The 23,965-nt window shown below is 72.6% G+C and carries 20 protein-coding genes; 8 read left to right on the forward strand and 12 right to left on the reverse strand.

Features of this window, described 5'->3' with window-relative positions:
- The first annotated feature begins 156 nt into the window (after window positions 1-156).
- The 3 genes from RM446_RS12015 to RM446_RS12025 all read left to right on the forward strand — a co-directional run bounded on the left by RM446_RS12015 (window position 157) and on the right by RM446_RS12025 (window position 4,244).
- Window positions 157-1,359, forward strand: coding sequence for a thiolase family protein (locus tag RM446_RS12015; protein ID WP_311545325.1), 1,203 nt, complete (start codon window positions 157-159; stop codon window positions 1,357-1,359).
- Window positions 1,356-3,485, forward strand: coding sequence for a 3-hydroxyacyl-CoA dehydrogenase NAD-binding domain-containing protein (locus RM446_RS12020; RefSeq protein ID WP_311545326.1), 2,130 nt, complete (start codon window positions 1,356-1,358; stop codon window positions 3,483-3,485). Before RM446_RS12015 ends, RM446_RS12020 begins: the two co-directional genes overlap by 4 nt.
- Before the next feature lie 201 nt (window positions 3,486-3,686).
- Entirely contained in the window at window positions 3,687-4,244 is a 558-nt protein-coding gene (locus RM446_RS12025) for a hypothetical protein (RefSeq protein WP_311545327.1), read from the forward strand.
- 39 nt (window positions 4,245-4,283) lie between these two features.
- Here RM446_RS12025 and RM446_RS12030 read toward each other — a convergent pair whose 3' ends face one another.
- Window positions 4,284-6,509 (reverse strand): MMPL family transporter, encoded by a 2,226-nt coding sequence (locus RM446_RS12030; protein WP_311545328.1) that lies wholly within the window; start codon window positions 6,507-6,509, stop codon window positions 4,284-4,286.
- A gap of 166 nt (window positions 6,510-6,675) precedes the next feature.
- On the opposite strand from RM446_RS12030, the gene RM446_RS12035 reads away from it, so the two are divergent.
- Together RM446_RS12035 and RM446_RS12040 are read left to right on the forward strand one after the other, a co-directional pair.
- Window positions 6,676-7,443 (forward strand): TetR/AcrR family transcriptional regulator, encoded by a 768-nt coding sequence (locus RM446_RS12035; protein ID WP_311545329.1) that lies wholly within the window; start codon window positions 6,676-6,678, stop codon window positions 7,441-7,443.
- Between the two features lie 196 nt (window positions 7,444-7,639).
- Window positions 7,640-8,668: a neutral zinc metallopeptidase gene (locus tag RM446_RS12040; RefSeq protein WP_311545330.1), complete on the forward strand. Its 1,029-nt coding sequence runs from the start codon at window positions 7,640-7,642 to the stop codon at window positions 8,666-8,668.
- Between the two features lie 37 nt (window positions 8,669-8,705).
- Here the strand turns inward: RM446_RS12040 and RM446_RS12045 are convergent, their stop codons facing one another.
- From RM446_RS12045 to RM446_RS12080, 8 genes are all read right to left on the reverse strand, one after another.
- On the reverse strand, window positions 8,706-10,067 hold the full coding sequence (locus RM446_RS12045) for an FAD-dependent oxidoreductase (protein WP_311545331.1): 1,362 nt from the start codon (window positions 10,065-10,067) through the stop codon (window positions 8,706-8,708).
- 184 nt (window positions 10,068-10,251) lie between these two features.
- Window positions 10,252-12,174, reverse strand: coding sequence for a 1-deoxy-D-xylulose-5-phosphate synthase (gene dxs / locus RM446_RS12050; RefSeq protein ID WP_311545508.1), 1,923 nt, complete (start codon window positions 12,172-12,174; stop codon window positions 10,252-10,254).
- Between the two features lie 111 nt (window positions 12,175-12,285).
- On the reverse strand, window positions 12,286-12,921 hold the full coding sequence (gene mug, locus RM446_RS12055) for a G/U mismatch-specific DNA glycosylase (RefSeq protein WP_311545332.1): 636 nt from the start codon (window positions 12,919-12,921) through the stop codon (window positions 12,286-12,288).
- Between the two features lie 11 nt (window positions 12,922-12,932).
- Window positions 12,933-13,655 (reverse strand): sulfite exporter TauE/SafE family protein, encoded by a 723-nt coding sequence (locus RM446_RS12060; protein WP_311545333.1) that lies wholly within the window; start codon window positions 13,653-13,655, stop codon window positions 12,933-12,935.
- A gap of 210 nt (window positions 13,656-13,865) precedes the next feature.
- Window positions 13,866-15,137 carry a sugar ABC transporter permease gene (locus RM446_RS12065; RefSeq protein ID WP_311545334.1) on the reverse strand — a complete coding sequence of 424 codons (1,272 nt, stop codon included), beginning with the start codon at window positions 15,135-15,137 and terminating at the stop codon, window positions 13,866-13,868.
- Window positions 15,137-15,913 carry an ATP-binding cassette domain-containing protein gene (locus RM446_RS12070; RefSeq protein WP_311545335.1) on the reverse strand — a complete coding sequence of 259 codons (777 nt, stop codon included), beginning with the start codon at window positions 15,911-15,913 and terminating at the stop codon, window positions 15,137-15,139. Before RM446_RS12070 ends, RM446_RS12065 begins: the two co-directional genes overlap by 1 nt.
- Window positions 15,914-16,026: 113 nt before the next feature.
- Window positions 16,027-17,139: an ABC transporter substrate-binding protein gene (locus RM446_RS12075; protein WP_311545509.1), complete on the reverse strand. Its 1,113-nt coding sequence runs from the start codon at window positions 17,137-17,139 to the stop codon at window positions 16,027-16,029.
- Window positions 17,140-17,405: 266 nt separating this feature from the next.
- Window positions 17,406-18,575 carry an ROK family transcriptional regulator gene (locus tag RM446_RS12080; protein WP_311545336.1) on the reverse strand — a complete coding sequence of 390 codons (1,170 nt, stop codon included), beginning with the start codon at window positions 18,573-18,575 and terminating at the stop codon, window positions 17,406-17,408.
- A gap of 57 nt (window positions 18,576-18,632) precedes the next feature.
- Here RM446_RS12080 and RM446_RS12085 point away from each other — a divergent pair, with 57 nt between their 5' ends.
- Window positions 18,633-19,244, forward strand: a complete 612-nt coding sequence (locus RM446_RS12085; protein WP_311545337.1) for a nucleoside/nucleotide kinase family protein — start codon at window positions 18,633-18,635, stop codon at window positions 19,242-19,244.
- A gap of 157 nt (window positions 19,245-19,401) precedes the next feature.
- Here RM446_RS12085 and RM446_RS12090 read toward each other — a convergent pair whose 3' ends face one another.
- The 3 genes from RM446_RS12090 to RM446_RS12100 form a co-directional block, all read right to left on the reverse strand.
- Window positions 19,402-19,584, reverse strand: a complete 183-nt coding sequence (locus tag RM446_RS12090; protein ID WP_311545338.1) for a hypothetical protein — start codon at window positions 19,582-19,584, stop codon at window positions 19,402-19,404.
- A gap of 158 nt (window positions 19,585-19,742) precedes the next feature.
- Window positions 19,743-20,093: a hypothetical protein gene (locus RM446_RS12095; protein ID WP_311545339.1), complete on the reverse strand. Its 351-nt coding sequence runs from the start codon at window positions 20,091-20,093 to the stop codon at window positions 19,743-19,745.
- A gap of 106 nt (window positions 20,094-20,199) precedes the next feature.
- On the reverse strand, window positions 20,200-21,975 hold the full coding sequence (locus RM446_RS12100) for a molybdopterin-dependent oxidoreductase (protein WP_311545340.1): 1,776 nt from the start codon (window positions 21,973-21,975) through the stop codon (window positions 20,200-20,202).
- 163 nt (window positions 21,976-22,138) lie between these two features.
- Between RM446_RS12100 and sigK the strand changes: the two genes are divergently transcribed.
- Entirely contained in the window at window positions 22,139-22,771 is a 633-nt protein-coding gene (sigK, locus tag RM446_RS12105; protein ID WP_398695031.1) for an ECF RNA polymerase sigma factor SigK, read from the forward strand.
- Window positions 22,768-23,700 carry an anti-sigma factor gene (locus RM446_RS12110; protein WP_311545341.1) on the forward strand — a complete coding sequence of 311 codons (933 nt, stop codon included), beginning with the start codon at window positions 22,768-22,770 and terminating at the stop codon, window positions 23,698-23,700. Before sigK ends, RM446_RS12110 begins: the two co-directional genes overlap by 4 nt.
- The last annotated feature ends 265 nt before the right edge of the window (window positions 23,701-23,965 follow it).

Consider the following 23,965-nt stretch of genomic DNA (forward strand, 5'->3'; position numbering starts at 1 on the left):
GTCGGCCGGACGAGGACACGGGGCGCTCCTCCCCTCGGGAAGCGGCCTCAACGCGGGATTCGGCGGTGCTCGCGGGGGCTGCTCGCCGCACTAGTTACCGGCGAGTAGCATGTGCTCGTACCGGTCACCCGTCCGTTGGAACCAGGAGGGCAAATCGTGCCGCGAACTGCCCGTGATGTCGTTTTTGTCGATGGAGCGAGGACTCCGTTCGGCAAGGCCGGCAAGGGCCTCTACGCCGAGACACGCGCCGACGATCTCGTCGTGCGCGTCATCCGCGAACTACTGCGCCGCAACCCCGGCCTGCCGCCGGAGCGTGTGGACGAGGTGGCCATCGCCGCCACCACCCAGATCGGCGACCAGGGCCTGACCATCGGCCGCAGCGCCGCACTCCTGGCCGGGTTGCCCCGCAGCGTGCCCGGCTACGCCATCGACCGCATGTGCGCGGGCGCGATGACGGCCGTCACGACCAGCGGAGCGGGCATCTCCTTCGGCGCCTACGACGTGGCCATCGCCGGCGGCGTCGAGCACATGGGCCGCCATCCGATGGGTGAGGGCGTCGACCCCAACCCGCGCTTCCTCTCCGAGAAGCTGGTGGACCCCTCGGCCCTGGTCATGGGCAACACCGCGGAGAACCTGCACGACCGCTACCCCTCCATCACCAAGGAGCGGGCCGACGCCTACGCCCTGCGCAGCCAGGAGAAGGTCGCCAAGGCCTACGCGGACGGCAGGATCCAGCAGGACCTGGTCGAGGTGCTCGTCCGCTCGGCCGAGCAGGGCTACGGCCTGGCCACCGCCGACGAGCCGCCGCGCCCCGAGACGACCCTGGAGGGCCTGGCCGGACTGAAGACGCCCTTCCGCGCCCACGGCAACGTCACGCCGGGCAACGCCGCCGGACTCAACGACGGGGCCACCGGCGCGATCATCGCCGCCGAGGACGTCGCCGCCGACCTGGGCCTGGACGCCCGCATGCGCCTCGTGGACTTCTCCTTCGCCGGGGTCGATCCCGAGGTGATGGGCGAAGGACCGGTGCCGGCGACCGAGCGCCTGCTGCGGCGGCAGGGCATGAGCATGGACGAGATCGGCCTTATCGAGATCAACGAGGCCTTCGCCGTGCAGGTTCTGGCCTTCCTGGATCACTTCGGCCTCGCCGACGACGACACCCGCGTGAACCCGTGGGGCGGTGCGATCGCGCTGGGCCACCCGCTGGCGTCCTCGGGCGTGCGGTTGATGATGCAGCTCTCGCGCCTGTTCGCCGAGCGGCCCGACGTCCGCTACGGCCTCACGACCATGTGCGTGGGCATGGGCATGGGCGGGACCGTGCTCTGGGAGAACACCAACTGGGAAGGGAGCGCCAAGTGAGCGGCACCGACGAGCGGGGCGCGGCCGGCGCCCCCGTCTCCCGCGAGTCCCTGCGCGAGGTCTTCGCCGACGAGGTGGTCACCCGCGCGCTTTCCCGCGACGTCCAGCTTCCGTACGGCGCCGGCAAGGCGGTGCTGATCACTCTGGACAACGGGCACGACCACACCAAGCCCAACACCTTCGGCCCGGCCGGGCTGCTCAGCCTCGACGACGCGATCGAGGCGGCGCGCGCCCGCACCGACATCGCCGCCGTGGCCGTCACCGGCAAGCCGTTCATCTTCGCCGTTGGCGCCGACCTGACCGGCGTGCCGCAGGTGCAGAACCGCGAGCAGGCTCTCGCGGTCGCCAAGCTGGGCCACGACGTCTTCCGCAAGCTCGGCGAACTGGACGTGCCCACCTTCGCCTTCGTCAACGGCGCGGCCATGGGCGGCGGCGTCGAGGCGGCGCTGCACTGCCGGTACCGCACCGTGTCCTCGGGCGTGCCGGCCTTCGCACTGCCGGAGGCGTTCTTGGGCCTGGTCCCGGGCTGGGGCGGCACTTACCTGCTGCCCAGGCTCATCGGTGCCGAGCAGGCGCTGAAGATCGTCGTCGACAACCCGCTGGCCCAGAACAAGACGATCAAGGGCCCCCAGGTGCGCTCGATGGGCATCGCCGACGCGATGTTCGAGCCCGCCGACTTCGTCGAGGAGTCGCTGCGCTGGGCCGCCCAGGTCGTCAAGGGCGAGATCGCGGTCGAGCGGCCTGCGGTCGACACCGGCCAGGCCTGGGACCAGGCGATCGACAACGCCCGCTTCATGCTGGAGGGCAAGCTGCGCGGCGCGGCGCCGGCACCGGTGCGGGCTCTGGAGCTGGTCGCCGCCGCCAAGGACCGCACACGCGACGAGGGCTTCGCCGCCGAGGACGAGGCACTGGCCGACCTGATCATGAGCGAGGAGCTCACCGCCGGCCTCTACGCCTTCGACCTCAACCAGAAGCGTGCGCGGCGCCCCGCGGGCGCGCCGGACACGTCGCTGGCCCGCCCGGTCGCCAAGGTCGGCGTCGTCGGCGCCGGCCTGATGGCCGGCCAGCTCGCCCTGCTGTTCGCCCGGCGCCTGGACGTGCCGGTGGTGCTGACCGACCTGGACCAGGATCGACTGGACCGCGGCGTGGGCTACGTGCACGGCGAAGTGGACAAGCTGCTGGCCAAGGGCCGCGTCAGCGCCGACAAGGCCAACCGGCTCAAGTCCCAGGTCACCGGTTCGCTGACTATGGACGCCTTCGCCGACGCCGACTTCGTCGTCGAGGCCGTCTTCGAGCGCATGCAGGTCAAGCAGGACGTATTCGCCCAGGTGGAGGCGGTGGTCTCGCCGGAGGCGGTGCTGGCCACGAACACTTCCTCGCTGTCGGTCACCGAGATGGCCGCGAAGCTGCGCCACCCCGAGCGGGTCGTCGGCTTCCACTTCTTCAACCCGGTCGCGGTGCTGCCGCTGCTGGAGGTCGTCCGCGGCGAGCACACCGGCGACGCGGCGCTGGCGACCGCCTTCGCCACCGCCAAGCAGCTGAAGAAGACGGCCGTGCTGTGCAAGGACGCGCCCGCCTTCGTCGTCAACCGGCTGCTCACCCTGTTCATGGGCGAGGTGCTCGGCGCCGTGGAGGAGGGCACCGAGCCCGAGGTGGCCGACCGCGCGGTGGCGCCGCTGGGCCTGCCGATGTCGCCGCTGATGCTGCTGCAGCTGGTGGGCCCCGCCGTCGCCCTGCACGTGTCGGAGACGCTGCGCGAGGCGTTCCCGGACCGCTTCGGCGTCTCCGGCCAGCTGCGTCGGCTCGTCGAGTCGGGCCGGACGGAGATCTTCGGGTCCGACCTCCAGATCGATCCCGAGGTGCGGGAGATGTTCGCCGGCGGAGGCGACGGCGCCTCCGGCGAGGAGGAGATCAAGCAGCGGGCGCTGGAGGCGCTGGCCCGCGAGATCCGCACCATGCTCGACGAGGGCGTGGTTGCCGAGCCGGCCGACATCGACCTCTGCCTGATCACCGGGGCGGGCTGGCCCTTCCATCTGGGCGGGATCACTCCCTACCTGGACCGCTCCGGCATCTCGGAGAAGGTCAACGGGGCGAGGTTCCACCCGGACGGCCCGAAGGCGGTCTGACACCGCTCGCCCGGGCATCGGCCGGTCCCGCGCCCCGGCGCGGGACCGGCACCGCCGGGAGGGCGCCGCCCACCGCGGACCGCAGCCCCCAAAGCGCAGCGCCCCCGCGGGTTCTCTCCCGCCCCTCCCCCGCTGCTCCCTACCGCGGCGCCCCCGCACGCAGCCGAGACGCACGGCGCTCGGGGACCTATGCTGGTGGGCATGGCGGGCGCGACGGCAGACTTCGTCCTCACCAACCGCTTCCGCGTGACGTGGGAGGGGGCGTGGCTGGCTGTCGCCTGCACCGTGTTCACCGGCACCGGCATCGCCCTGATGCTGCGCGGCGGTCTGGTCGACGTCGCGATGGGCCTGCTGGCCGTCCTCGTGTTCGGCGGAGCGGGCATCGTCTCGGTAGCCCGCCTGCTCTCGCCGCGCCCCGTCCTGGTGGTCGACGGCGCGGGGGCGCGCTTCCCGGCGCCCTGGCCGCGCTCGGCCCGGGAGGACATCGTCCTGCCCTGGCGCGACGTGGCGCTGCTGCGGGCCTGCACCCAGGTGGTGCCGCACCGCGGCGGCACGGTGAGCATGCACTACCTGGACTTCGTTCCCACCGACGAGGCCGACCGGCCCTTCCGCACACCGCCTCCCTGGCGCACCGACCACGCCGTGCGGGTGCGGCCCACCTGGGACCACAGCCTCGACGAGATCGTCGAGGCCGCGCACGCCCACCGGCCCGGGCTGCGCTTCGAGGACCTCCGCGACCACCGCGGCGACCACGTCTGAGCGCCGCAGGCCTCCCGCGCGCCGGCGGCGCCCGCCGGATCAGCCCACCCGCACCGGCTCGCGCTCGCGTTCGCGCGGCTCCTCCTCGACGGCCGCCTCGCCCTCGGTGATGCCGATCCGGTCGTGCAGACGGCGCAGCGGCGCGGGCAGCCACCAGTTGGACCGGCCCAGCAGACGCATGGTCGCCGGCACCAGCAGTGCGCGCACCAGCGTGGCGTCGACGACCACGGCCAGTGCCAACCCGATTCCCATGATCTTGAGGAAGAGCAGGTCGGAGGTGCCCATCGCGGCGAGCACGACGACCAGCAGCACGGCGGCGCTGGTGATGATGCCGCCGGTGCGCTGCAGGCCGGTGGCGACCGAGTGGGCGTTGCCGCCGGTGCGCGCGAACTCCTCGCGGACGCGGCTGAGCAGGAACAGCTCGTAGTCCATAGCCAGGCCGAACGCCATGATGACGATCAGCACGATGAAGGTCGGGTCGATGGTGCCGACGGTGGTGAAGTCCAGCAGACCCGACAGGTGCCCCTCCTGGAAGCCCCACACGACCACGCCCAGCGAGGCGCCCAGCGAGAGGGCGCCCATCACCACGGCCTTGACGGGCAGCACCACCGAGCCGAAGGCCAGGAACAGCAGCACCAGCGTCACCGCCGCCACGAACACCAGGGTGGCGGGCAGGGCGTCGACGATCGCGGCGACGTTGTCGATCTGCATGGCGGCGGCTCCGCCCACGAGGACCTCGTCGGCGCCCTTCGGCGGTGCGGCGCCGCGGACGTCGCGCACCAGTTCGGAGGTGGCCGGGTCGTCGGCCGCACCCTTGTAGGCGACGGTGATGTGCGTCACGCCGTCCCCGGTGCGGGCGACCTCGGCGGCCTGTGCTCCCTCCAGGCGGCCCAGCCGGTCGGCGAAGCCGGACAGCGCCTCTTTGCCCGGGCCGCCGGTGACGGCGACGTCGATGCGCCCGATCCCTCCGGCCGGGAAGTCCTCGCGCAGCGACTCCATGGCCTGGCGGCTGCCGGACTCCTGGGGCAGGTAGCGCTGGTCGGTGGAGCCCAGCTCGGTGTAGGCCAGCGACGACGCGAAGACCAGCAGCACCGCGCCGACGGTGACCAGGTAGAGCGTCGGACGGCGCATCACGCTGTGGGCCAGACGCGCCCAGCCGCCCTGGCGGTGGCGGGCCTCGGGCGCGCCCTGCGCGCCGGCTTCTCGCAGCGCTGCGCGGCGCCGGCGGCGCCCGAAGAGGCGCAGCGCGTCGATGCGCCGGCCGGCGACCGACAGCAGTGCAGGAAGGGCGACCAGGGCCGCCAGCACGTCGAACAGCACCACTGCGATGCCGCCCAGGCCGATGGAGCGCAGGATCGGCTGGGGGAAGAACAGCAGGCCGGCGAAGGCGATCATCACCGTGATCCCGGAGAAGGCGACGGTGCGTCCGGCGGTGGAGAGGGTGCGCGGCACCGCCTCCCGGACCTCGGCGCCGCGCGCCAACTCCTCGCGGAACCGGCTGACCATGAACAGCCCGTAGTCGATGGCCAGGCCCAGCCCCAGGATCGTGGCGACGTTGACGGCGAACACCGAGACCTCGGTGACGTGGGTGAGCGCGCGCAGCAGGGTCAGCGAGCCCAGGATCGCCAATCCGCCGACGGCCAGCGGCATCAGCGCAGCGACCACGCCCCCGAAGATCGTCACGAGCAGCACGAGCAGTACCGGCAGAGAGATCAGCTCGGCGCGCACGACGTCGCTCTCGGCCTTGGCGGAGAGCTCCTGCTGGACGGCGACCTTGCCGCCGAGCCTCGTCTCCAGCGGCCCGGCGTCAAGCTCCTCCTTGACCACTTCGTAGTTGTGCATGCGCTCGGCGTCGGAGCCGCCGGCCAGCGTGATGGGCACATACGTCGCGTGCCGGTCCTCGGAGACCAGGATGCCGCGCTCGGTCCTGCCGAGGCCGTCGTCGAGATAGGTCTGCATCGACTTGATGCGGTCGTCGGGCAGGTCCGAGCGCAGCTTCTCGATCTGGGCGGCGAACGAGGGGTTGTCGATGCGGATCTCGTCGCTGCGGTAGACGGCCACGACGTCGACGGCGTCGTGGCCGAGTTCCTCCGCCAGCACCTCGCCCGCGCGGGAGGACTCGGCGTCGGGCGCCTCGAACCCGCCGTCGCTGACTGCGCCGAAGAGGCCGGTCCCCCAGAATGCGGAGAACGCGGCGAACAGCGCCGTGGCGGCGAGTACCGCGATTCGCCACCGGTAGCCGAAGCGACCCAGAGCTGCGAACATGTTCTATTCCCCATCGTCGGGCAACGTAGAGTGGGAGAAACGTGAACACCGTTAGCGGATTACGACGTTCACCGGAGAACACGCTGTTCACGGTTCGCCTGATCCGCCACACTAATCTCCTACACGGCCTCCCAGGACGCCCCGCGGGGGCCGAGAAGGACGGGGTTTGACCAGACAGCCCACATTTCACCAGGTAGAGGCCGCACCCTCGGGCACTCGGCGCGAACGGGTGCGCCAGGCCACATCGCGTGAGATCAAGGAGATCGCGCGGCGGCACCTGACCGCCCACGGGGCGTCGGGCGTGTCTCTGCGGGCCATCGCCCGCGAGATGGGCATGACCGCGCCCGGGCTGTACCGCTACTTCGCGAGTCTCAACCATCTGCTGGAGGCGCTGCAAGCCGAACTCTTCGCCGAGCTCGGTGCCGCCGTGGACGCAGCGGAGGCCTCGCAGCCCGATTCCGACACCGACGGCCGCCTGCTGGCCGCGCTGCGCGCCGTGCGCGCGTGGGGACTGGCCAACCGGCCCGAGTTCGCGCTTCTGTTCGGCCCGGCCGGCACGCCGCCGGCCTCCTCACCCGAGGACAGTCCTGCCGCCGAGGCGGGCCAGCGCTTCGCGTCGACCTTCGTCGCCCTGTTCGACCGGCTGATCGCCGAGGGGCGCTTCACGGTCCCCGACGAGCCGGAGGCCTCGCCCGCCCTGTGCGCACAGTTGGACGCCTTCGCCAGCCTCACCGGCTTCAGCGGCGACCGCGCCTCCGCCGGCGCCATACGCGTGCTGCTGGGCTGCTGGGTGCGCTTCTACGGGATCGTGTGCATGGAGGTCTTCCAGCACCTGGGTTTCGTCTCCGACGACATGGAGACCCTCTTCGAGGCCGAGTTGCGCGACCTTGCCGCCGACCTGGGAGTGGCCTACCGCCCGCCAGACGCTCGCTGAGCCGCGACGAGCCCGCCCGCCGCCGCTCCCCGCCCGACCCGCGCACGCTTCCTCCACCCCGCCCGCGGCGCCCCTCCCCCCGGGGGCCGGGACCACGGCCCCGTGCGCTACGCTCCGCTGTGCGCCCGATTAGGGTTGTTGGTCACGCTTGCCCCCTCGCACAGCCGCATAGCCGCACGACCGAGAAGAGTCCCCTGTGGAGCCCTCCCCTGACGGCGACCTCCCGCCGGGGCCCGGCAGCCCTTCTGCGCCGACCGTCCCCCGAGCGCCGCAGGCCGCGCCGTTCGCCGGGGCGCCGGGCGCGGCCGCGTGGCCCGTCGCCGAGCGGGTCGCGTACGGCCCGCCGCCGCGCCCGGACCGCACACCGGCGGTGTGGGTGGCCGTGGCCGCCGCCGCGCTCACCTCGGTGGCCACCTTCACAGTGTGCGTGCTGCTGGTGGTTCTCGCTCCCCCGCCGGAGCAGCCGCAGCCCGCACCGGCGGCCGCCGACCCCGCCCGGCACACCAGCGACGGGTTCTCCGCCCGCCCCGCCGCGGTCGAGGTGGACGTGACCGACCACCCGGCCTACGAACTGCCGGCCCCCGAGCCGGTGGAGTGCTCCCCGCCCGAGCTCGACCCGGATTCGGCCGACTCCTGGCGCGCCTTCAACGGCACGCTCTCGGAGTGCCTGGGCGAGCTGTGGCGGCCGCGGCTGGAGGAGCTGGGCCTTCGTGCCGTCGAGCCGGAGTTCCGGGTCACCCGCACCAACCCCGACGCCGGGTCCGGCGAGGAGGGGATGACCCTGGCCTACTACGAGGGCGAGCCGATGGCCGTCACCGTCGTACTCCCCAATGTCACCGAGCTGTCCGGTCAGGTGCCCCGGGCCGACCAGCGCGGCGTGTGGAGCCAACTGCTGGCCCACGAATACGGGCACCACGTGCAGCAGCTCGCCGGAATCCTGGACGTCAGCTATGCCTTGGAGCACGAGGCGCCCGACGAGGAGGCGCGGATGGAGGCCCTGCGCCGCACGGAGCTGCAGGCCGAGTGCCTGTCCGGGGTGGCCATGCGGGGTCTGGACGTCGGCGACGCCGAGATCGACCGGGTCGGCGGCTTCATCGGCAGCGGCAACGACCTGGACACCCACGGCTCGGGCGGCAACCGCCGCCACTGGTTCGACAGCGGTGCCCACCAGGACACCCTCGGCGCCTGCAACACCTACGCCGCGCCCGACTCCGAAATCCGCTGAGTGGGGCCGGGCCGCCGCGCGACGCGCCTCGGGCTCCTCACCGGCCGATGGCGCCGTACATGTCCGACCAGCTGCGCAGCTTGACGCGCTCGCCGCGACCCAGCGAGGCGCCGAGCTCGGCCTCGGCGGCGTCGATGCTCAGCCAGTCGCCGTAGTAGGCGACCTCGGCGCCGCTGCCCTGCAGCACGTCCTCGACCGGCTGCAGTCCGCCTGAGGGGGCCGCGGCGCGCAGCTCGCCGGCGTCGTCGAGGAGGCTGCGCACCGTGGCGGCCGCGTCCGACTTGTTGGTGCCGATCACGCCGGTGGCGCCCCGCTTGATCCACCCGGCGACGTAGTCGCCCGAGCGCACCCCGCCGTCGGTGCCCAGCACCCGGCCCTCGCTGTGCGGGACGGTGCGCGAGTCCTCGTCGAAGGGCACCCCCGGCAGCGGGATCCCCGCGTAGCCGATCGACCGGAAGACCATGCCGGCGTCGACCGTGTCGAAGGCGCCGGTACCGCGCAGGCGCCCTTCGCCGTCCAGCTCGGTCTCCTCCACCCGCAGGCCCGCGGTGCGCTCGGCGCCCAGGACCTCGGCCGGGCGCGCCCAGAACCGCAGCTCGATCGTGCGCGGGAGGTCGCGGGCGGGCCGCGCGGCCCACTCGGACAGGATCTTCAGGTTGGTGCGCGCCGCGCGCGCGGCACCGAGCACGGCAGCGCCGTCGGGATCAACGTCGACCTGCTCGGGCCGCACCAGCACCTCGGCGTTGTCGAGCCTGCCGAGGTCCCGCAGCTCGGGCGCGGTGAACTTGGCCTGCAGAGGGCCGCGCCGGGCCACCAGGGCGATGCGCCGGATCTTGCTGGCGGCCAGCACGTCGAGCATGGGCTGGGGAACGTCGGTTCGGCGGAGCTCGTCGGCGCTCTTGGCCAGGATGCGCACGACGTCGATGGCGACGTTGCCCGCCCCGACCACGGCGACCTCCTCGGAGTCGAGCAGGAAGGACTCGACTTCGGAGTCGGGGTGGCCGCAGTACCAGTTGACGAAGTCGGTCGCCGCAACACTGCCCGGTAGGTCCTCCCCGGGAACACCCATCCGGCGGTCGACGCTGGCGCCGGTGGCGTAGACGACCGCGTGGTAGGCGCGCGCCAGGCTCTCGCGGGTGAGGTGGCGCCCGAACTCGACGCCGCCGACGAAGCGCACGCCGGGACGCTCCAGCACCTCGCGCAGGGACCGCGCCACACCCTTGATCTTGAAGTGGTCGGGAGCGACGCCGTAGCGCACCAAGCCGTAAGGGGTGGGCAGCCGGTCGACGATGTCGACGGCCACCTCTTCACGGCCCTGCCTGGTGAGCGCGTCGGCGGTGTAGACGCCGGCGGGGCCGGAGCCGATCACCGCCACCCGCAGGGGGTCGGGAGTCGTCATGGCCCCATTCTGACCCATGACCCCGGCATCGCGCTGCACTGCCGGCACGACCGGTTCCGGCGCCGCCGTCGCCTGTTCGGCCGCCGGACGGCGCCCGGGACCGGGCGGGTTCCCGGGATCCGGGATCCGGGATCCGGGAAGAGCACGGGAGGCGGCACGCCTTTCTGGCGCGGAACGGGGATTCTTACTTGCTGGCTGCCTCCTCGGCGGCCCGGCGCTCGGAGTGGCGCGAGACGGTCTCGGTGAGCTTGCGGGCCAGGCTCTGAGGGGACAGCCCCAGCTCGGCGAGGATGTCGTCGCGCTTGGCGTGGTGCAGGAACTCCTGCTCGATTCCGAAGGTTCGCACCGGCATGTCCAGGTCGGCGTCGCGCAGCGCGCGTGCCACGGCGTCGCCCACGGCGCCCACGCGGCCGTTGTCCTCGACCACCGCGACCACCCGGTGGCGGGCGGCCTCCTCGACGAGCACCGGGTCGAGCGGCTTCACCCAGCGCGGGTCGACCACGGTGACGCCGATGCCCTGGTCGGCCATGCGGTCGGCGACCTCGCAGCAGGTCTGGGCCATCGGCCCCACGGCGACGAGCAGCAGGTCCTCGCTCTGGCCGCCGCGGGTGGCCCGGCGCAGCACGTCCATCGAGCCGAGGCGGCTCACCGCCTCGATCTCGGGCGCCACCGCGCCGGTGGGGTAGCGCAGGGCGGTCGGCGCGTCGTCCACGTCGACGGCCTCGCGGAGCTGCTCGCGCAACCGGGGCGCGTCGCGCGGCACGGCCAGGCGCAGTCCGGGCACCACCTGGAGGATGGACAGGTCCCACATGCCGTGGTGGCTGGCGCCGTCGGGGCCGGTGACTCCGGAGCGGTCCAGGCAGAAGGTGACGCCCTGGCGGTGCAGGGCGGCGTCCATCAGGACCTGGTCGAAGCAGCGGTTGAGGAAGGTGGCGTAGACCGCGACGACGGGGTGCAGCCCGCCCATGGCCAGCGCGGTGGCCGAGGTGGCGGCGTGCTGCTCGGCGATGCCAACGTCGAAGCAGCGGTCGGGGTAGGCCTCGGCGAACGGCGCCAGGCCTGTGGGGTGCAGCATCGCGGCGGTGATGCCCACGATGTCGGAGCGTTCGGCGCCGAGGGCGACCATCTCCTGGCTGAAGACCTTGGTCCACTTCTGCGGGGCGGGCGCGGGCTGCTCCGCCGACGCCGGCGCGGGCTTGGCCGCGCCGATGGCGTGGAACTGGTCCTCCTCGTGGTTCTCGGCGGGTGCGTAGCCCTTGCCCTTCTGGGTCAGGCAGTGCACGATCACCGGGCCGCCGAAGGCGCGCGCGCGGCGCAGCGCCTTCTCCACCGCTTGCTCGTCGTGGCCGTCGATGGGGCCGAGGTACTTGATGCCGAGGTCCTCGAACATCATCTGCGGCTGGATGGCGTCCTTGAGGCCCTTCTTCAACCCGTGCAACGCCTCGTACAGCGGCTGGCCCACCACCGGTGCGCGGTTCAGCGCGGTCTTGGCCAGATCGAGGGCCTGCTCGTAGCCCTGGGTCATGCGCAGCGACGCGAGGTGGTCGGCCAGTCCGCCGGTGGTCGGCGAGTAGGAGCGGCCGTTGTCGTTGACGACGACCACCACCCGGCGGTCGGGGGCGGAGGCGATGTTGTTCAGCGCCTCCCAGGCCATGCCGCCGGTGAGGGCGCCGTCGCCGACCACGGCCGCCACGGTGCGGTCGGAGCGGCGCTGGATGACGTTGGCCTTGGCCAGTCCGTCGGCGTAGGAGAGGACGGTGGAGGCGTGGGAGTTCTCGATGAAGTCGTGCTCGGACTCCTCGCGCGAGGGGTAGCCCGACATCCCGCCCTGGCTGCGCAGCTTGGAGAAGTCCCGGCGGCCGGTGAGGATCTTGTGCACGTAGGACTGGTGGCCGGTGTCGAAGAGGATCGGGTCGCGCGGCGAGTCGAAGACCCGGTGCAGCGCCAGGGTGAGCTCGACGACGCCCAGGTTGGGACCCAGGTGGCCTCCGGTGCGGGTGACCTCGGTGATGAGGAACTCCCGGATCTCGGCGGCAAGCCGCGGCAGGTTCTCCACCGGAAGCCGTTTCAGGTCCTCCGGATTGCGCAGCGAGTCGAGTTGCGTCAACGTCTCGTCAGTCCCCTCGTCCGGCGTGTCCGGCACAGCGGTGCCTCCTGCGCGCCCGGCACGCCCATCCTGCTCGGTTGCACCGAGTCTATGAGCCGCCCGAAGCGCGCGTTAACCGAGTCCGCCCCTCGCCCGCGCCGCCTCGGCCACCCGGCGCATCTCGGACGCGATGCCGTCCGTGCTCCAATGGGCGTTGAGGCCGCTGGGGTTGGGCAGCACCCACACCGGCGTGCCGGCGACCGGCTCCGGGCGCGGACCGATCCTGGCCGCCGGGTCGCCGAACGCCTGGCGGAATGCCGTCACTCCCAGCACCGCCAGCGCCGCGGGCCGGTGGCGGCGCAGCGTGCGCTCCAGGGCCGCGGCGCCCGCCCGCAGTTCCTCGGCATCCAACTCGTCGGCGCGCGCGGTGGTCCGCGCGGCCAGGTTGGTGACCCCCAGCCCCCACTGCGGGAGCAGGTGCTGCTCCTCGGGGCGCAGCCGCCGGGGGGTGAGGCCGGCCAGGTGCAGAGCGGGCCAGAACCGGTTGCCGGGGCGGGCGAAGTGGTGGCCGCTCCAGCCGGAGTAGAGGCCGGGGTTGATGCCGCAGAAGAGGACGTCCAGGCCGGGCGCGAGGATGTCGGGGATCACGGCTCCGCGGGCGGCCGCGAGCTCCTCCTTGCCGGGGCGCCGGGCGGGCCGTCCGCCGGGACCGGCCTCCTCGGCCTCCTCGGGCCCTTGTGCGTCCGCAGTGCGGCGTGGGGCGCTCATCGCCATCGAACCTACCCCAGCACCGACTGCGCCAGCAGGACGGCGCCGGAGACGGTGACCACGATGAGCAGGGCGGCCCGCATGCGGCCCGCGTCGATGACGCGGCACAGCGGGCGCCCGGCCAGGAACCCGGCCACCACGAAGGGCATGAGCCACAGTCCGGCGGCGACCTCCTCGGCGTGCAGTTCGCCGCCGACGGCCAGCATGCACAGGGACATCAGGGTGCTGACGAGGAAGTAGGCGCCCAGGGTGCCGCGGATGCGGTCGGCGCTCTCGTGCTGGTAGAGGAGGGCGACGGGCGGCCCGCCGATGGAGGTCGCGGTACCGGTGAACCCGGACACCAGGCCGGCGGCCAGCAGCGACCGGCGGCGGATGCGCACCCGCACCTCGCGCACCGACAGGACTACCGCGACCAGCACCATCGCACCCACCCCGCCTGCGATCGCCTCGGGGGCCGCGGTGGCCACGAGCCAGACCCCGGCCACGGCTCCCGGTGTGCGCCCGACGAGCGCCCAGAGCAGTCCGTGGCGGTCGATGCCGCGCCACTCCACCGCGACCGTGAACGCGGGCAGCACGCATGTGGCGATCAGCATCGCCCCCGGCATCAGGGAGGGCTCCAGCAGCGCCACCACGGGCGCGGCCAGCAGCCCCAGTCCCAGGCCGACGCTGGTCTGCACGACGGCGCCCAGCAGCACGGCCGTGCCCGCCACCAGAATGAAGGAGAGTTCGGGCATAGAAGGCTGACGCTATATCCCCCTTTGTCCGGTCGGAACTCAGGGGTAGGGCCATGGGATGTATCTCCCGCCTCCGGCTCCCCCGTGCACAGGTCGGCGCCCCCAGAGGGGAGGGCTCTGGGGGCGCCGGGAGGGCCGCACCGCACCGGGGTGGGAGAGGGACGGGGCGGCCGGGGACGCGTGCGCCGGGAGTGCGCACGCGAGGGTCGGTCAGCCTCCTCGTGCGTGCGCGCGGCGGCTGCGGCGCGACATCGCGTCGAGGGTGACGGCGACCAGCAGCACCAGGGCTGTGATCATGAACCGCACCGGAGTGCCCATCTGCAGCAGGTACAGGCCCGAGGTGATCGCGCCCAGCACCAGTCCGCCGAGCAGCGCGGAGTAGGCGTTGCCGCGACCGCCGAAGAGGCTGGTTCCGCCGATGACCGCGGCGGCGATGCCCATCATCAGCTCCTCGCCGGCAGCGGTGTCCAGGCTGGCCGAGAAGGAACGCGAGACCAGCATGATGCCGCCCAGGGCCGAGAGCATCGAGGCCAGCGCGAACACCGAGATCCGCACCCGGTCGACGTTGATTCCGGCGCGGCGGGCCGCTTCGGCTCCGCCGCCGACCGCGAAGACCATGCGCCCGTAGCGCGTCTTGCGCAGCATCAGGTCGAAGGCGACCACGAACCCCACGAAGATCAGGAACGCCAGCGGCACGCCCTTGTACTGGTTGAGCACGTAGACCGCGCCGAAGACCGGGACGGCCAGGGCGAGGCTGCGCACCGCGATCTCCAGCGGCGACATGGCGACGAGCCCGGCGGTCGCGCGGCGGCGCTCTCCGTAGAGCGTGAAGGCCACGAACCCGCACACCGCCACCGCCGCGATGCCCCAGCCGAAGGCCGGCACGAAGAACGTGTGGGTGAGAGCGGCAATGGGACCGCTGTCGCTGATGTTGATCGTGCCGTCGCTGCCCAGCAGCTGCAGCTGCACGCCTTGCCAGCCCAACAGGCCCGCCAGGGTGACGACGAACGCCGGCACGCCGACTTTCGCGAACATGGTGCCGTGCAGGATGCCGATGACCAGGCCGGTGGCGGCCGCGGCGGCGATGGCGAGCCATTCGGACACGCCCATCCGCACCGCCAGAACGGCCAGAACCGCCGCCGAGGCGCCGGCCACCGAGCCGATGGACAGGTCGATCTCGCCCAGGAGCAGCACCATGATGACGCCGGTGGTCATCAGGCCCACACCGGCGATCTGAACCGTGAGGTTGGACAGGTTCTGCGGCGAGAGGAACCGCTCGTGCAGGAGCTGGAAGACGACGCAGATGAGGACGAGGCCGACGATCACCGGCAGCGGCCCCAGCTCGCCGCCGCGGATCCGCCGCTTGATCGCGGCCAGCAGGCTCGCAGGGCTGGTGCGGGTGACGATCAGCCGCGGGTCCTGCTCGAATGCGGGGTCCTTGCCGGTCCCGGCGTCGCTGGAGGCGGGTGCTTGCTGTGCCATCACGCTTCCTCCGTCCGGGTCGCCGAAGCGCGGCGGGCGACCGGGTTGTCGGACGCGCCGGTGATGGCCGCCACGATCTCCTCGTAGCTGGTGTCCTCGACACCGAAGTCGCCGGCGTTGCGTCCCAGGCGCAGCACTGCGGCCCGGTCGGCGACGGCGCGGACGTCGGCCATGTTGTGGCTGATGATGAGGACGCCGAGTCCCCGATCGCGCAGGCGCTCGATCAGGTCGAGGACCTGGGCGGTCTGAGCCACGCCCAGCGCGGCGGTGGGCTCGTCCAGCAGCACGACCTTCGGCTCGCCCAGCAGGGAGCGGGCGATCGCGATGATCTGCCGCTGCCCGCCGGAGAGGGAGGCGACGGGCACCCGGAGGCTGGGCATCTTGACCGAGAGGGAGTCGAGCAGCTTCAGCGCCCGCCGCTCCATCTCGACCTCGTCGAGGGCACCGAAGGCGGTCTTCTCTACGCCCAGGAACAGGTTGGCGACGATGTCCAGGTTGTCGCACAACGCAAGGTCCTGGTAGATCGTCGCGATCCCCAGGCGCTGGGCGTCGGCGGGCCGGCCGATCTCGACCGGCTTGCCCTCCCAGAGGATGTCGCCGCTGTCGGCCGGGTTCACACCGGCGATCACTTTGACGAGGGTGGATTTGCCCGCACCGTTGTCGCCCAGGAGGGCGACGACCTCACCCGGGGCGACCGTCAGGTCGACCTGGTTGAGCGCCTGCACAGCGCCGAAGCTCTTGGATATCCCGGACAGTTCCAGGACTGGTCTACTCAATGTCGCGTCCTTTAGGCTGCGCCCACGACGGGAGTCGCGTGTCTCGTGTGGTCCCGTTCTCAAGACGGGCGCCGGTTAGCGGACCGGCGCCCGTCCTTCACGCGGCGTACGCGCTACTGCTCGTCGATGCTCTTGCAGAAGTCGCTGTCGGCGAACCGCTGCGTGCAGATCTCGTCGACGGTGTAGAAGCCGTCGGAGACCACGGTGTCCTCGATCTCGTCGACGGTCACCGGCACCGGCTCGATCAGCACCGACTCGATCTCCTTGCCGTCGCCGTCCTCGACCTTGGTCAGGCCGTAGTCGTCGCCGCCCTCGTACTTCTCGCCCGTCGCCGCGGCCACGGCCATCTCGGCGGCCACACGGGCCTCGGGCCGGATGGCCTTGTAGACGGTCATGTACTGCTCGCCGCTGACGAGGCGCTGGATGCCGGCGATCTCGGCGTCCTGACCGGTGATGGGGGGCAGGTCGTCGACGCCGGCGCTCTTCAGCGCGGCCACGACGCCCGCGGCCATGCCGTCGTTGGCGACGTAGACGCCGTCGATCTCGTCAGCGCCGACGGAGGTGATGGCCTGCTCCATCTCCGTCTGCGCCTCGTCGGGGTTCCACTCCGGGGTGTCGTACTCGGCGGCGACCTCGACCTGGCCGTCCAGTACGTCGTGCGCGCCCTTCTTGAACAGGGCGGCGTTGGGGTCGGTCGGGGAGCCGTTGATCATCACGATCTTGGCGTCCTTGCCGGAGCCCTCCTCGTCGAGCGCCTGGAGCAGCGACTGGCCCTGCACCTCGCCCACGCGGCGGTTGTCGAAGGAGACGTAGTAGTCCACGCCGCCCTGGGCCAGGCGGTCGTAGGCGACGACCGGAACACCCTGGCTCTTGGCGTTCTTGACGATCCCGGAGGCGGACTCCGCGTCGACCGCGTCGAGCACGAGCACGTCCACGCCCGAGGTCAGCATCGCCTCAGCCTGGGACTGCTGCTTGGAGGTCTCCTGATCGGCGTTCTGGTAGAGAAGCTCGCACTTCTCGCAGATCTCCTTGAGCGACTCCTGGAAGTACGGCTTGTCGAACTCCTCGTACCGTGCCGTCTTGGTCTCCGGCAGGAGCAGTCCGACCTTGAAGCCCTCCTCCACGCTCGCCGTGCCGCCCTCGTCCGAGGCGCCGGTGGTGGTGGCGCCGCAGCCGGTCGCGAGCAGGGACAGTGCCGCTGCCGCCCCGACCGCGGCGCGGAACATGAATCCGCTTCGCTTATTCAACGGGTTGACCTCCTCTTGCGGTCCCCGAGCAGGATGCGTGGGGGACATCCGACGCAGTTGTGCGCCGGATCACTCGGTGGACCAATGCGGTGAAGTCAAGCCCCTTCGCCGGTTGACGTCAAGCCTTGAACACATAACTGAAATGTCACAGACAGTTCATTCAACCACTAAATACAGAAGAACAGCAGGTCAGAGCCATGATGCCCGAAATGTGAAGGTCTGTGAACCGTGCTGCGATTTTACGGTCACGTTTCCGGAGCCGCCGCGGCTGCCAGCAGCAACGCCCCGCGCAGGGCCGCGTCGTCGCCCAGGCCACCGCGCACGATGCCCATCTGCGATAGCGCGCTTCCCAGCGTGCCCAGCTCCAGCGAACGGCGCACCGGTTCCAGCAGCGCCTCGCCCGCCTCCATCAGCTCGCCGCCCAGCACCACCAGCTCCGGGTTGAAGGTGTTGGCCAGAACGCCGAGCCCGCGGCCGAGCGCGGCGCCGGCCTCGGCCACCACCCTGCGGCACCCCGGGTCGCCCTCCTCGGCGGCGGCGACCAGCTGCGCGACGTTCGCAGGCGTCTGCTCGCCCTGCTGGGGCAGCATCCCCAGCAGGTAGACCGAGCCCAGCAGGGTCTCCAGGCACCCGCGGTTTCCGCAGCGGCACACCTGGCCGCGCTCGTCCAGCCCGATGTGCCCGATCTCGCCGGCCGTGCCGCCGGCGCCGCGGAAGATCCTGCCGTCGACGACGATGCCGGCGCCCACGCCCTCGCTGATGTGCACGTAGATCAGGTGCTCGCAGCCCGCGGCGGCGCCGTCGCGCATCTCGGCCAGCGCGCACAGGTTGGCGTCGTTCTCGGCCTGGACCGGAACACGCAGCCGCGCCGACAGCGCCTCGGCCGGGCGGAACCCGGCCCACCGCGGCATGCAGGTGACGGCGCCGATCTCGCCGGTCCTGAGATCGACGGGGCCGGGTACGGAGGCGGTGACCGCGGCGATGGTCGCGTGGTCCACCCGCAGGCGCGTCAGCAGAGTCTCGACCAGCCACACCGCCCGCCGCACGGCGCGCTCGGGCTCGGCGCCCGTGTCGTAGGCGATGCTTTCGCGCGCCAGCACCGCCCCCTGGCTGTCGCCCAGGGCGGCGGTGAGGCGGTCCGGGGTGAAGTCCAGCGCCACGACGGCGCCGGGCGGGCGGATCAGCGTGACCGCCCGCGCCCGGCGGCCGTTGGAGGAGGTTTCGCGCACCGAGACGGTTCCCGCCGCCCGCAGGTTGCGTACGATGTTGGAGACGCTGGCCGGTGAGAGACCGGTGCCCCGGGCGAGTTCGGCCTGGGTCAGGGTCCCGCCGCTGCGCAGCGCGTCCACGACGCGCTGCTGGTTGGCCCGCCGCAGCGCCGCCTGGGAGCCGGGTGTCACCTCGACGTCGGTCACTGGCCCTCTCCTCGGTGCTGAACGCAGGCGCTGCTGGTGAAAGGGAGCTTACAAGACTTGAATTCAGCGCGGGAGTCGGGCTCCGGCCGGTGCGCGCCCGCCGCGGCCGCGCTGAGCACAGCCGGAGACGACTGGGTCCGCAGGCTGTCCGCGATGCTGCGCGACTCGCCCGCGCGGGCCGGACGCTGCCGGGTGATGGCCGTGGAAGGCAGATCGGGAGCAGGCAAGACCGAACTCGCCGGACGCGCCGCCGCCGAGGCCGACTGCCCGCTGGTGCACATGGACGACGTCTATCCAGGCTGGGAAGGCCTGGAGGCGTCGGTGCCGCTGGTGCGCCGGTGGATTCTGGAGCCGCTGGCCTGCGGGGAGGATCCGCGCTGGCGGCGCTACGACTGGGAGCGCGGCGCGCCGGGTCCGTGGCAGCGGACGCCCGTCGAGGAACTGCTGATCGTCGAGGGCTGCGGATCCGGCGGCCGGGAGCTGCGCCCGTTCCTGTCGCTGCTGGCCTGGGTGCACGCTCCGGACGCCGTGCGGGAGGCGCGGCTGGACCGGCGCGCCGACGCCGCCGGATACGCCCCCTACCGATCGATGTGGGCACGCCAGGAGGACGCCTTCTACGCCGGCCACCGGCCCCGGGAAAACGCCGACGTGGTCGTGCACAACCCCTGACCCGGCACGGCGCCGCTGGGCGCCCGTATCCGCGTCACCGCGGCGCGGGCGGCCGAGCCCTGGACCGCACAGCACAGGCCGGACGTCCGCACACCGGCGGGCGGCCACAGGGACGGCAGCGGCGGCAGCGGGTCACCGCCGCTCGACGCGGGACACCTCAGTACCCGCCGTCGTCCTCGCCTTCCCCGCTCTCTTCCTCTCCGATCTCGCCCTCCTCCTGGGAGTCCTCCCCGTCGCCTCCCGAGTCGTCGTTGCAGGCGGCGAGCGAGAAGACGGCCGCCAGGCCGATGGCTCCCGCGGCGACCAAGCGCCGCAGCCTACCCACGGTTCGCGTCTGCATCCGGCTCCTCCTCGAAGTGGGACACCCCCGCCGATGCCGTCGGCCGCAAACCGGCCGATCGGCGCACGTCGGCGACGCGGCGAGTCTAACCCTGCGTAGCGGCGTCGACCAGGAACCGCGGCGGCGGGCCCGCGCAGGGGGCGCGGGCCCGTGCGGCGCTACCGGCCGTCCTCCATGTCCCCGCCTTCGTCCTGCATACCCTCGCCGTCGCCGTCGCCCGTGTCCCCCTCGTCGTCCATGCCGTCGCCGGAACCCTCGTCCATGGGGTCCTCTTCTTCTCCTCCCATTCCGTCCCCGGAGCTCTCGTCCATGGACTCCTCACCGCCGTCCTGCATGCTCTCCTCGCCGCCCCCTTCCTGCATGCTCTCCCCGCCGCCCCCGTCCTGCTCGGCGCCGACCTCGTCGCCGCCGGCGTCGCCGTTGCAGGCGGTCAGGGAGAGCATCGCGGCCAGGCCGATGACTCCGGCGGCGACCAGGCGGCGCAGGGTGCTGAGGGATCCGGTGGACATGCGTGTCTCCTCGTACTCGTTCGATCACGTGGCGGCGCCACCGCAGGGCACGGCGATGCCGGACCGCAGGGCCGGGCGGCCCAGCGGGGTTCGCGGGGAGACCGTCCTAGGAGACGGTCACGTCGACGGTGTGGTGGCCGGTGGCGCCGTCGGGAGCGGGCCGCGCCTCCTCGGCGGTCTGCGTGCGGCCCGACCTGTCGGAGGCGCGCACGCTGATCCGGTGCTCGCCGGGGTCGGCGTCCCACTCCAGGACCCACTGGCGCCAGGTGTCGGCGGTGTCCTCCGCCGACAGGCGTGCCGCCTGCCACGGTCCGTCGTCGACGCGGACCTCGACCTGGTCCACACCGACGTTCTGCGCCCAGGCCACGCCGGCGACGGGCACCGTTCCGGCGGTGACCTCGGCGCCCGCACGCGGGGTGTCGATGCGCGACTGGGTCTTGATCGGCGCCCGCTGCGCCCAGCCGCGCGGCACCCAGTACGCGTCGAAGGCGTCGAAGGTGGTCAACTCCATCTCCTCCACCCACTTGCAGGCCGAGACGTAGCCGTAGAGGCCGGGAACCACGACCCGCGCGGGGAAACCGTGGTCGGCGGGCAGCGGTCGGCCGTTCATGCCGAGGGCCAGCATGGCGTCGCGGCCGTCCATCACCGCCTCGACGGGTGTGCCGATCGTCATGCCGTCCGATGAGCGGGAGACGAGCTGGTCGGCCCGTCCGCCCTTGCCGGGCGGGCGGACGCCCGCCTCGCGGAGCAGTGCGGCCAGCGGCACGCCGATCCAGCGCGCGTTGCCCACGTAGGAGCCGCCTACCGGGTTGGAGACGCATGCCAGGGTGATGTCGCGCTCGACCAGGTCGGTGCGCTCCAGCAGGTCGGCATAGGTGTACTCGCGCCCGCTCGCGCCGCGGCCGTGGATGCGCAGCCGCCAGCTCGTGGCGTCGATGCGCGGGACCGACAGTGCGGTGTCGACGCGGTAGAAGTCGCCGTTGGGCGTGAAGAAGGAGCTGAGCCCGTCGACGTCGAGTTCGGCCCCGTCGGGGAGCGGCGGTGCCGGCGAGTCGGGGCGGGGCAGCCGGACCGCCTGGCGGCTCGCCTCGACTCCGGCCTGCGCGGTGGCGTACCACCGGCCGCCGATCCCGGAGCCCGCCGAGAGCACGGCGGCCGAACCGGCCAGCAGCACGAATCTGCGGCGGTCGAACCCGCCCGGTGCCGGGCTCGTCGGGGACGTGGGGGCACCCGCGGCGGATGGCGCGTCGGCGCCGGCATCAACGGCGGCGTCGGAGTCCGCGGGCTCCGCGACCTCGTCGGCGTCCCGCACGCCGGCCGCATCGGGATCGGGCGCCATAGCGGCGGCGGCGTCCTGTCCGCCCGGCTGTGCGGACCCGGCCGCGGACGGGGCGCGGGAAGGAGCGGCGCGCACCAGCACGCGCAGCAGGACCAGCGCCACCGCTCCCCCGGCCACCGAGGGCAGCGCATAGACCGCGTCCGCCTCCGGCCGGGTCAGGGCGGCGGCCCCGGCGATCACGGCCAGCGCGGCGATCCCGGTATCGCCGACCCACGCGCGCCGCAGGGCGCCGACGCCGATCGCGGCCGCGAAGAGCGCGAGCAGTACCGCGGTGCCGGCGACGAGCAGCGGCCGGTCGGCCTCACCCACCGCAGCGATCGCGAATTCCCGCAGCGACCGCGGGGTGAGGTCGATGACGGCCTGGCCGACCGCGATGAGCGGGGTCGCCTGGGGGCGGATCAGGGCACCGGCGATCTCGGCCGTACCCAGGGCCGCGCCTGCGGCGATCAGGCCGCACAGCGCGCCGACGAGCGGGCGGGGGCGTGCCGGCGGCCGCTGCGCGTCTGCCGGTTCTGCTGCCGAAGTGTTTTGATGATCGGACACGCTCCTGCTTCGGAGCTGCTTCCGGCAGGGAGACGACCTTCACGATAACGAAGAGATAACACCGATCGCGCGGCGCGGACATCGGGGTCGCCTCTGCCGCCGCGACTCCGAATGCAGGACGGAACAGCGACGACAGGTGCCGGAACCGAGGACGGTGACACGGGTGGAGCAGGCGATACCGGCGCAACCGCCGCGCCGCGCGCAGGGACCCGAAGGCGAGGTGAGCGGCCAGGACGGTCCCGACGGCGAGCACCGGCTGGTCGGACTGCTGCAGCGCACGGCGTTGGGCGAACTCGACGCCTTCGAGGCGGTCTACCGCGAGCTTGCCGGACCCGTCTTCGGTCTCGTCCGCCGCGTCATGCTGGACCGCGCCCAGGCGGAGGAGGTCACCCAGGAGGTGTTCACCGAGCTGTGGCGGCTGTCCGCGCGCTTCGACCCCGTGCGGGGAGGAGTACGCGCGTGGGTGCTGACGCTGGCCCACCGCCGCGCCGTGGACCGGGTGCGCTCCGAGCAGTCGGCCACGGCCCGCATGGAGGTCGCCGGGCGCATGGTGCCGGAGTCCTCCCCTACCGACGATGTCGCCGAGCAGGTCGAGCACCGCCTGGAGCGGGAGAAGGTCCGCCGGTGCCTGCGCCGGTTGACCGACATGCAGCGCGAGACGGTGCGGCTGACCTACTACACCGGCTACACCCAGCGCGAAGCGGCCGAGCTGCTGGGAGTGCCGCTGACGACGGTGAAAGGCCGACTGCGCGACGGGCTCATCCGGCTGCGCGACTGCCTGGGGGTGATGGTGTGAGCCTGCCGGAGCGCGACGTGCACGGGCTGACCGCGGCGTACGCGGTCGACGCCCTGAGCGGTGACGAGCGCGAGCGCGCGCGGACCCATATCGGCGAGTGCGCCGACTGCCGCCGCGACCTCGCCGAGTTCCACGCCACGACGGTGCGCCTGGCCTACGCCCAGGCCGAGCGTCCTCCCGAAGCCGTCTGGGAGCGGCTGCGCGCGTCGGTGCCGAACGTGCGCCGGCTTCCGCCGGAGACGGAGGACTCCCGGCCGACCGCGCACCCCGGGGCCGGTCCCGGAACATACGCGGGCACCGGAGCCGCCGGGGCCCGGGAGGCCGCAAGCGGTATGGGGGGTTCCGCGGGTCGAGAGGGTGCTGAGGGCACGGCGGCGGCCGGCCGCGGGGACGGCGAAGGTCGCGTGGGCCGAGCCGACCGAGGAAACCGGGAGGGCGCGGGCGCGCGGGTGGCCGACATCGCCGACCGCCGGCGCCTGCGGCAGCGGTTGCCGTGGCTGATGACGGCCGCGTGCGCGGTGATCGCCCTGGTTCTGGGAGGCACGATGCTGGTGATGAGCCAGCGCATGCAAGAGATGAACGAGCACACCGCCAAGGTCGAGGCGCTGCTGGCCGCATCCGACACCCACATGGACGAGCAGCCGGTCACCCAGAGCGGCGCGGAGGCGACGGTGTTCACCTCCGAGAGCAGCGACATGGTGATGATCATGGTCAAGGGCCTGCCGCCCACCCCCGACGGCATGGGCTACCAGATGTGGTACGTCGACGACTCCGGCATGCGCTCGGCCGGGATGCTGGAGCGCTCGGGAGACGGCATGTACTCAGGGATGGCCGGCGACGTGGGCCCGGCCGAGCAACTGGGCATCAGCCTGGAGCCGGCCGGCGGCATGCCCGAGCCCAGCGGCGAGCCGATGAAGGTGGAGCTCTAGCGGCGACGGCACGGCCGTGCCGGATGGCGCCGGGCCGGACACTGCGGCTCGGCGCCGTTCGGCGCCGCCCCGCGACTGCACCCGGCACATCCCCGTCGATCTTGTAGCTATCGTGAAGGAAAACGATTTCCGTTTGCGATGGCTACAAGCTGTGTGGGGCCTCCCTCTGGTCGGCCGTACCGGAGGAACAAAACGAGGGTGAACCGGCCCGCTCCAGACCCACTTCAGGGAATGTCACGGAACGATAACGGGATTTCGTGGGCGC

It is taken from the genome of Streptomonospora wellingtoniae (assembly GCF_031845375.1).
Classification (GTDB): Bacteria; Actinomycetota; Actinomycetes; order Streptosporangiales; family Streptosporangiaceae; genus Streptomonospora; species Streptomonospora wellingtoniae.

Excerpts from the sequence above, each read along its gene's own strand:
- RM446_RS12075 (WP_311545509.1), bottom strand. The coding sequence starts at position 17,139 with ATGTTCCGCGCCGCGGTCGGGGCGGCAGCGGCACTGTCCCTGCTCGCG.
- mug (WP_311545332.1), bottom strand. The coding sequence starts at position 12,921 with ATGAGCGCCCCACGCCGCACTGCGGACGCACAAGGGCCCGAGGAGGCC.
- RM446_RS12090 (WP_311545338.1), bottom strand. The coding sequence starts at position 19,584 with ATGCAGACGCGAACCGTGGGTAGGCTGCGGCGCTTGGTCGCCGCGGGA.
- RM446_RS12065 (WP_311545334.1), bottom strand. The coding sequence starts at position 15,137 with ATGGCACAGCAAGCACCCGCCTCCAGCGACGCCGGGACCGGCAAGGAC.
- RM446_RS12060 (WP_311545333.1), bottom strand. The coding sequence starts at position 13,655 with ATGCCCGAACTCTCCTTCATTCTGGTGGCGGGCACGGCCGTGCTGCTG.
- RM446_RS12030 (WP_311545328.1), bottom strand. The coding sequence starts at position 6,509 with ATGTTCGCAGCTCTGGGTCGCTTCGGCTACCGGTGGCGAATCGCGGTA.
- RM446_RS12025 (WP_311545327.1), top strand. The coding sequence starts at position 3,687 with ATGGCGGGCGCGACGGCAGACTTCGTCCTCACCAACCGCTTCCGCGTG.
- RM446_RS12095 (WP_311545339.1), bottom strand. The coding sequence starts at position 20,093 with ATGTCCACCGGATCCCTCAGCACCCTGCGCCGCCTGGTCGCCGCCGGA.
- RM446_RS12045 (WP_311545331.1), bottom strand. The coding sequence starts at position 10,067 with ATGACGACTCCCGACCCCCTGCGGGTGGCGGTGATCGGCTCCGGCCCC.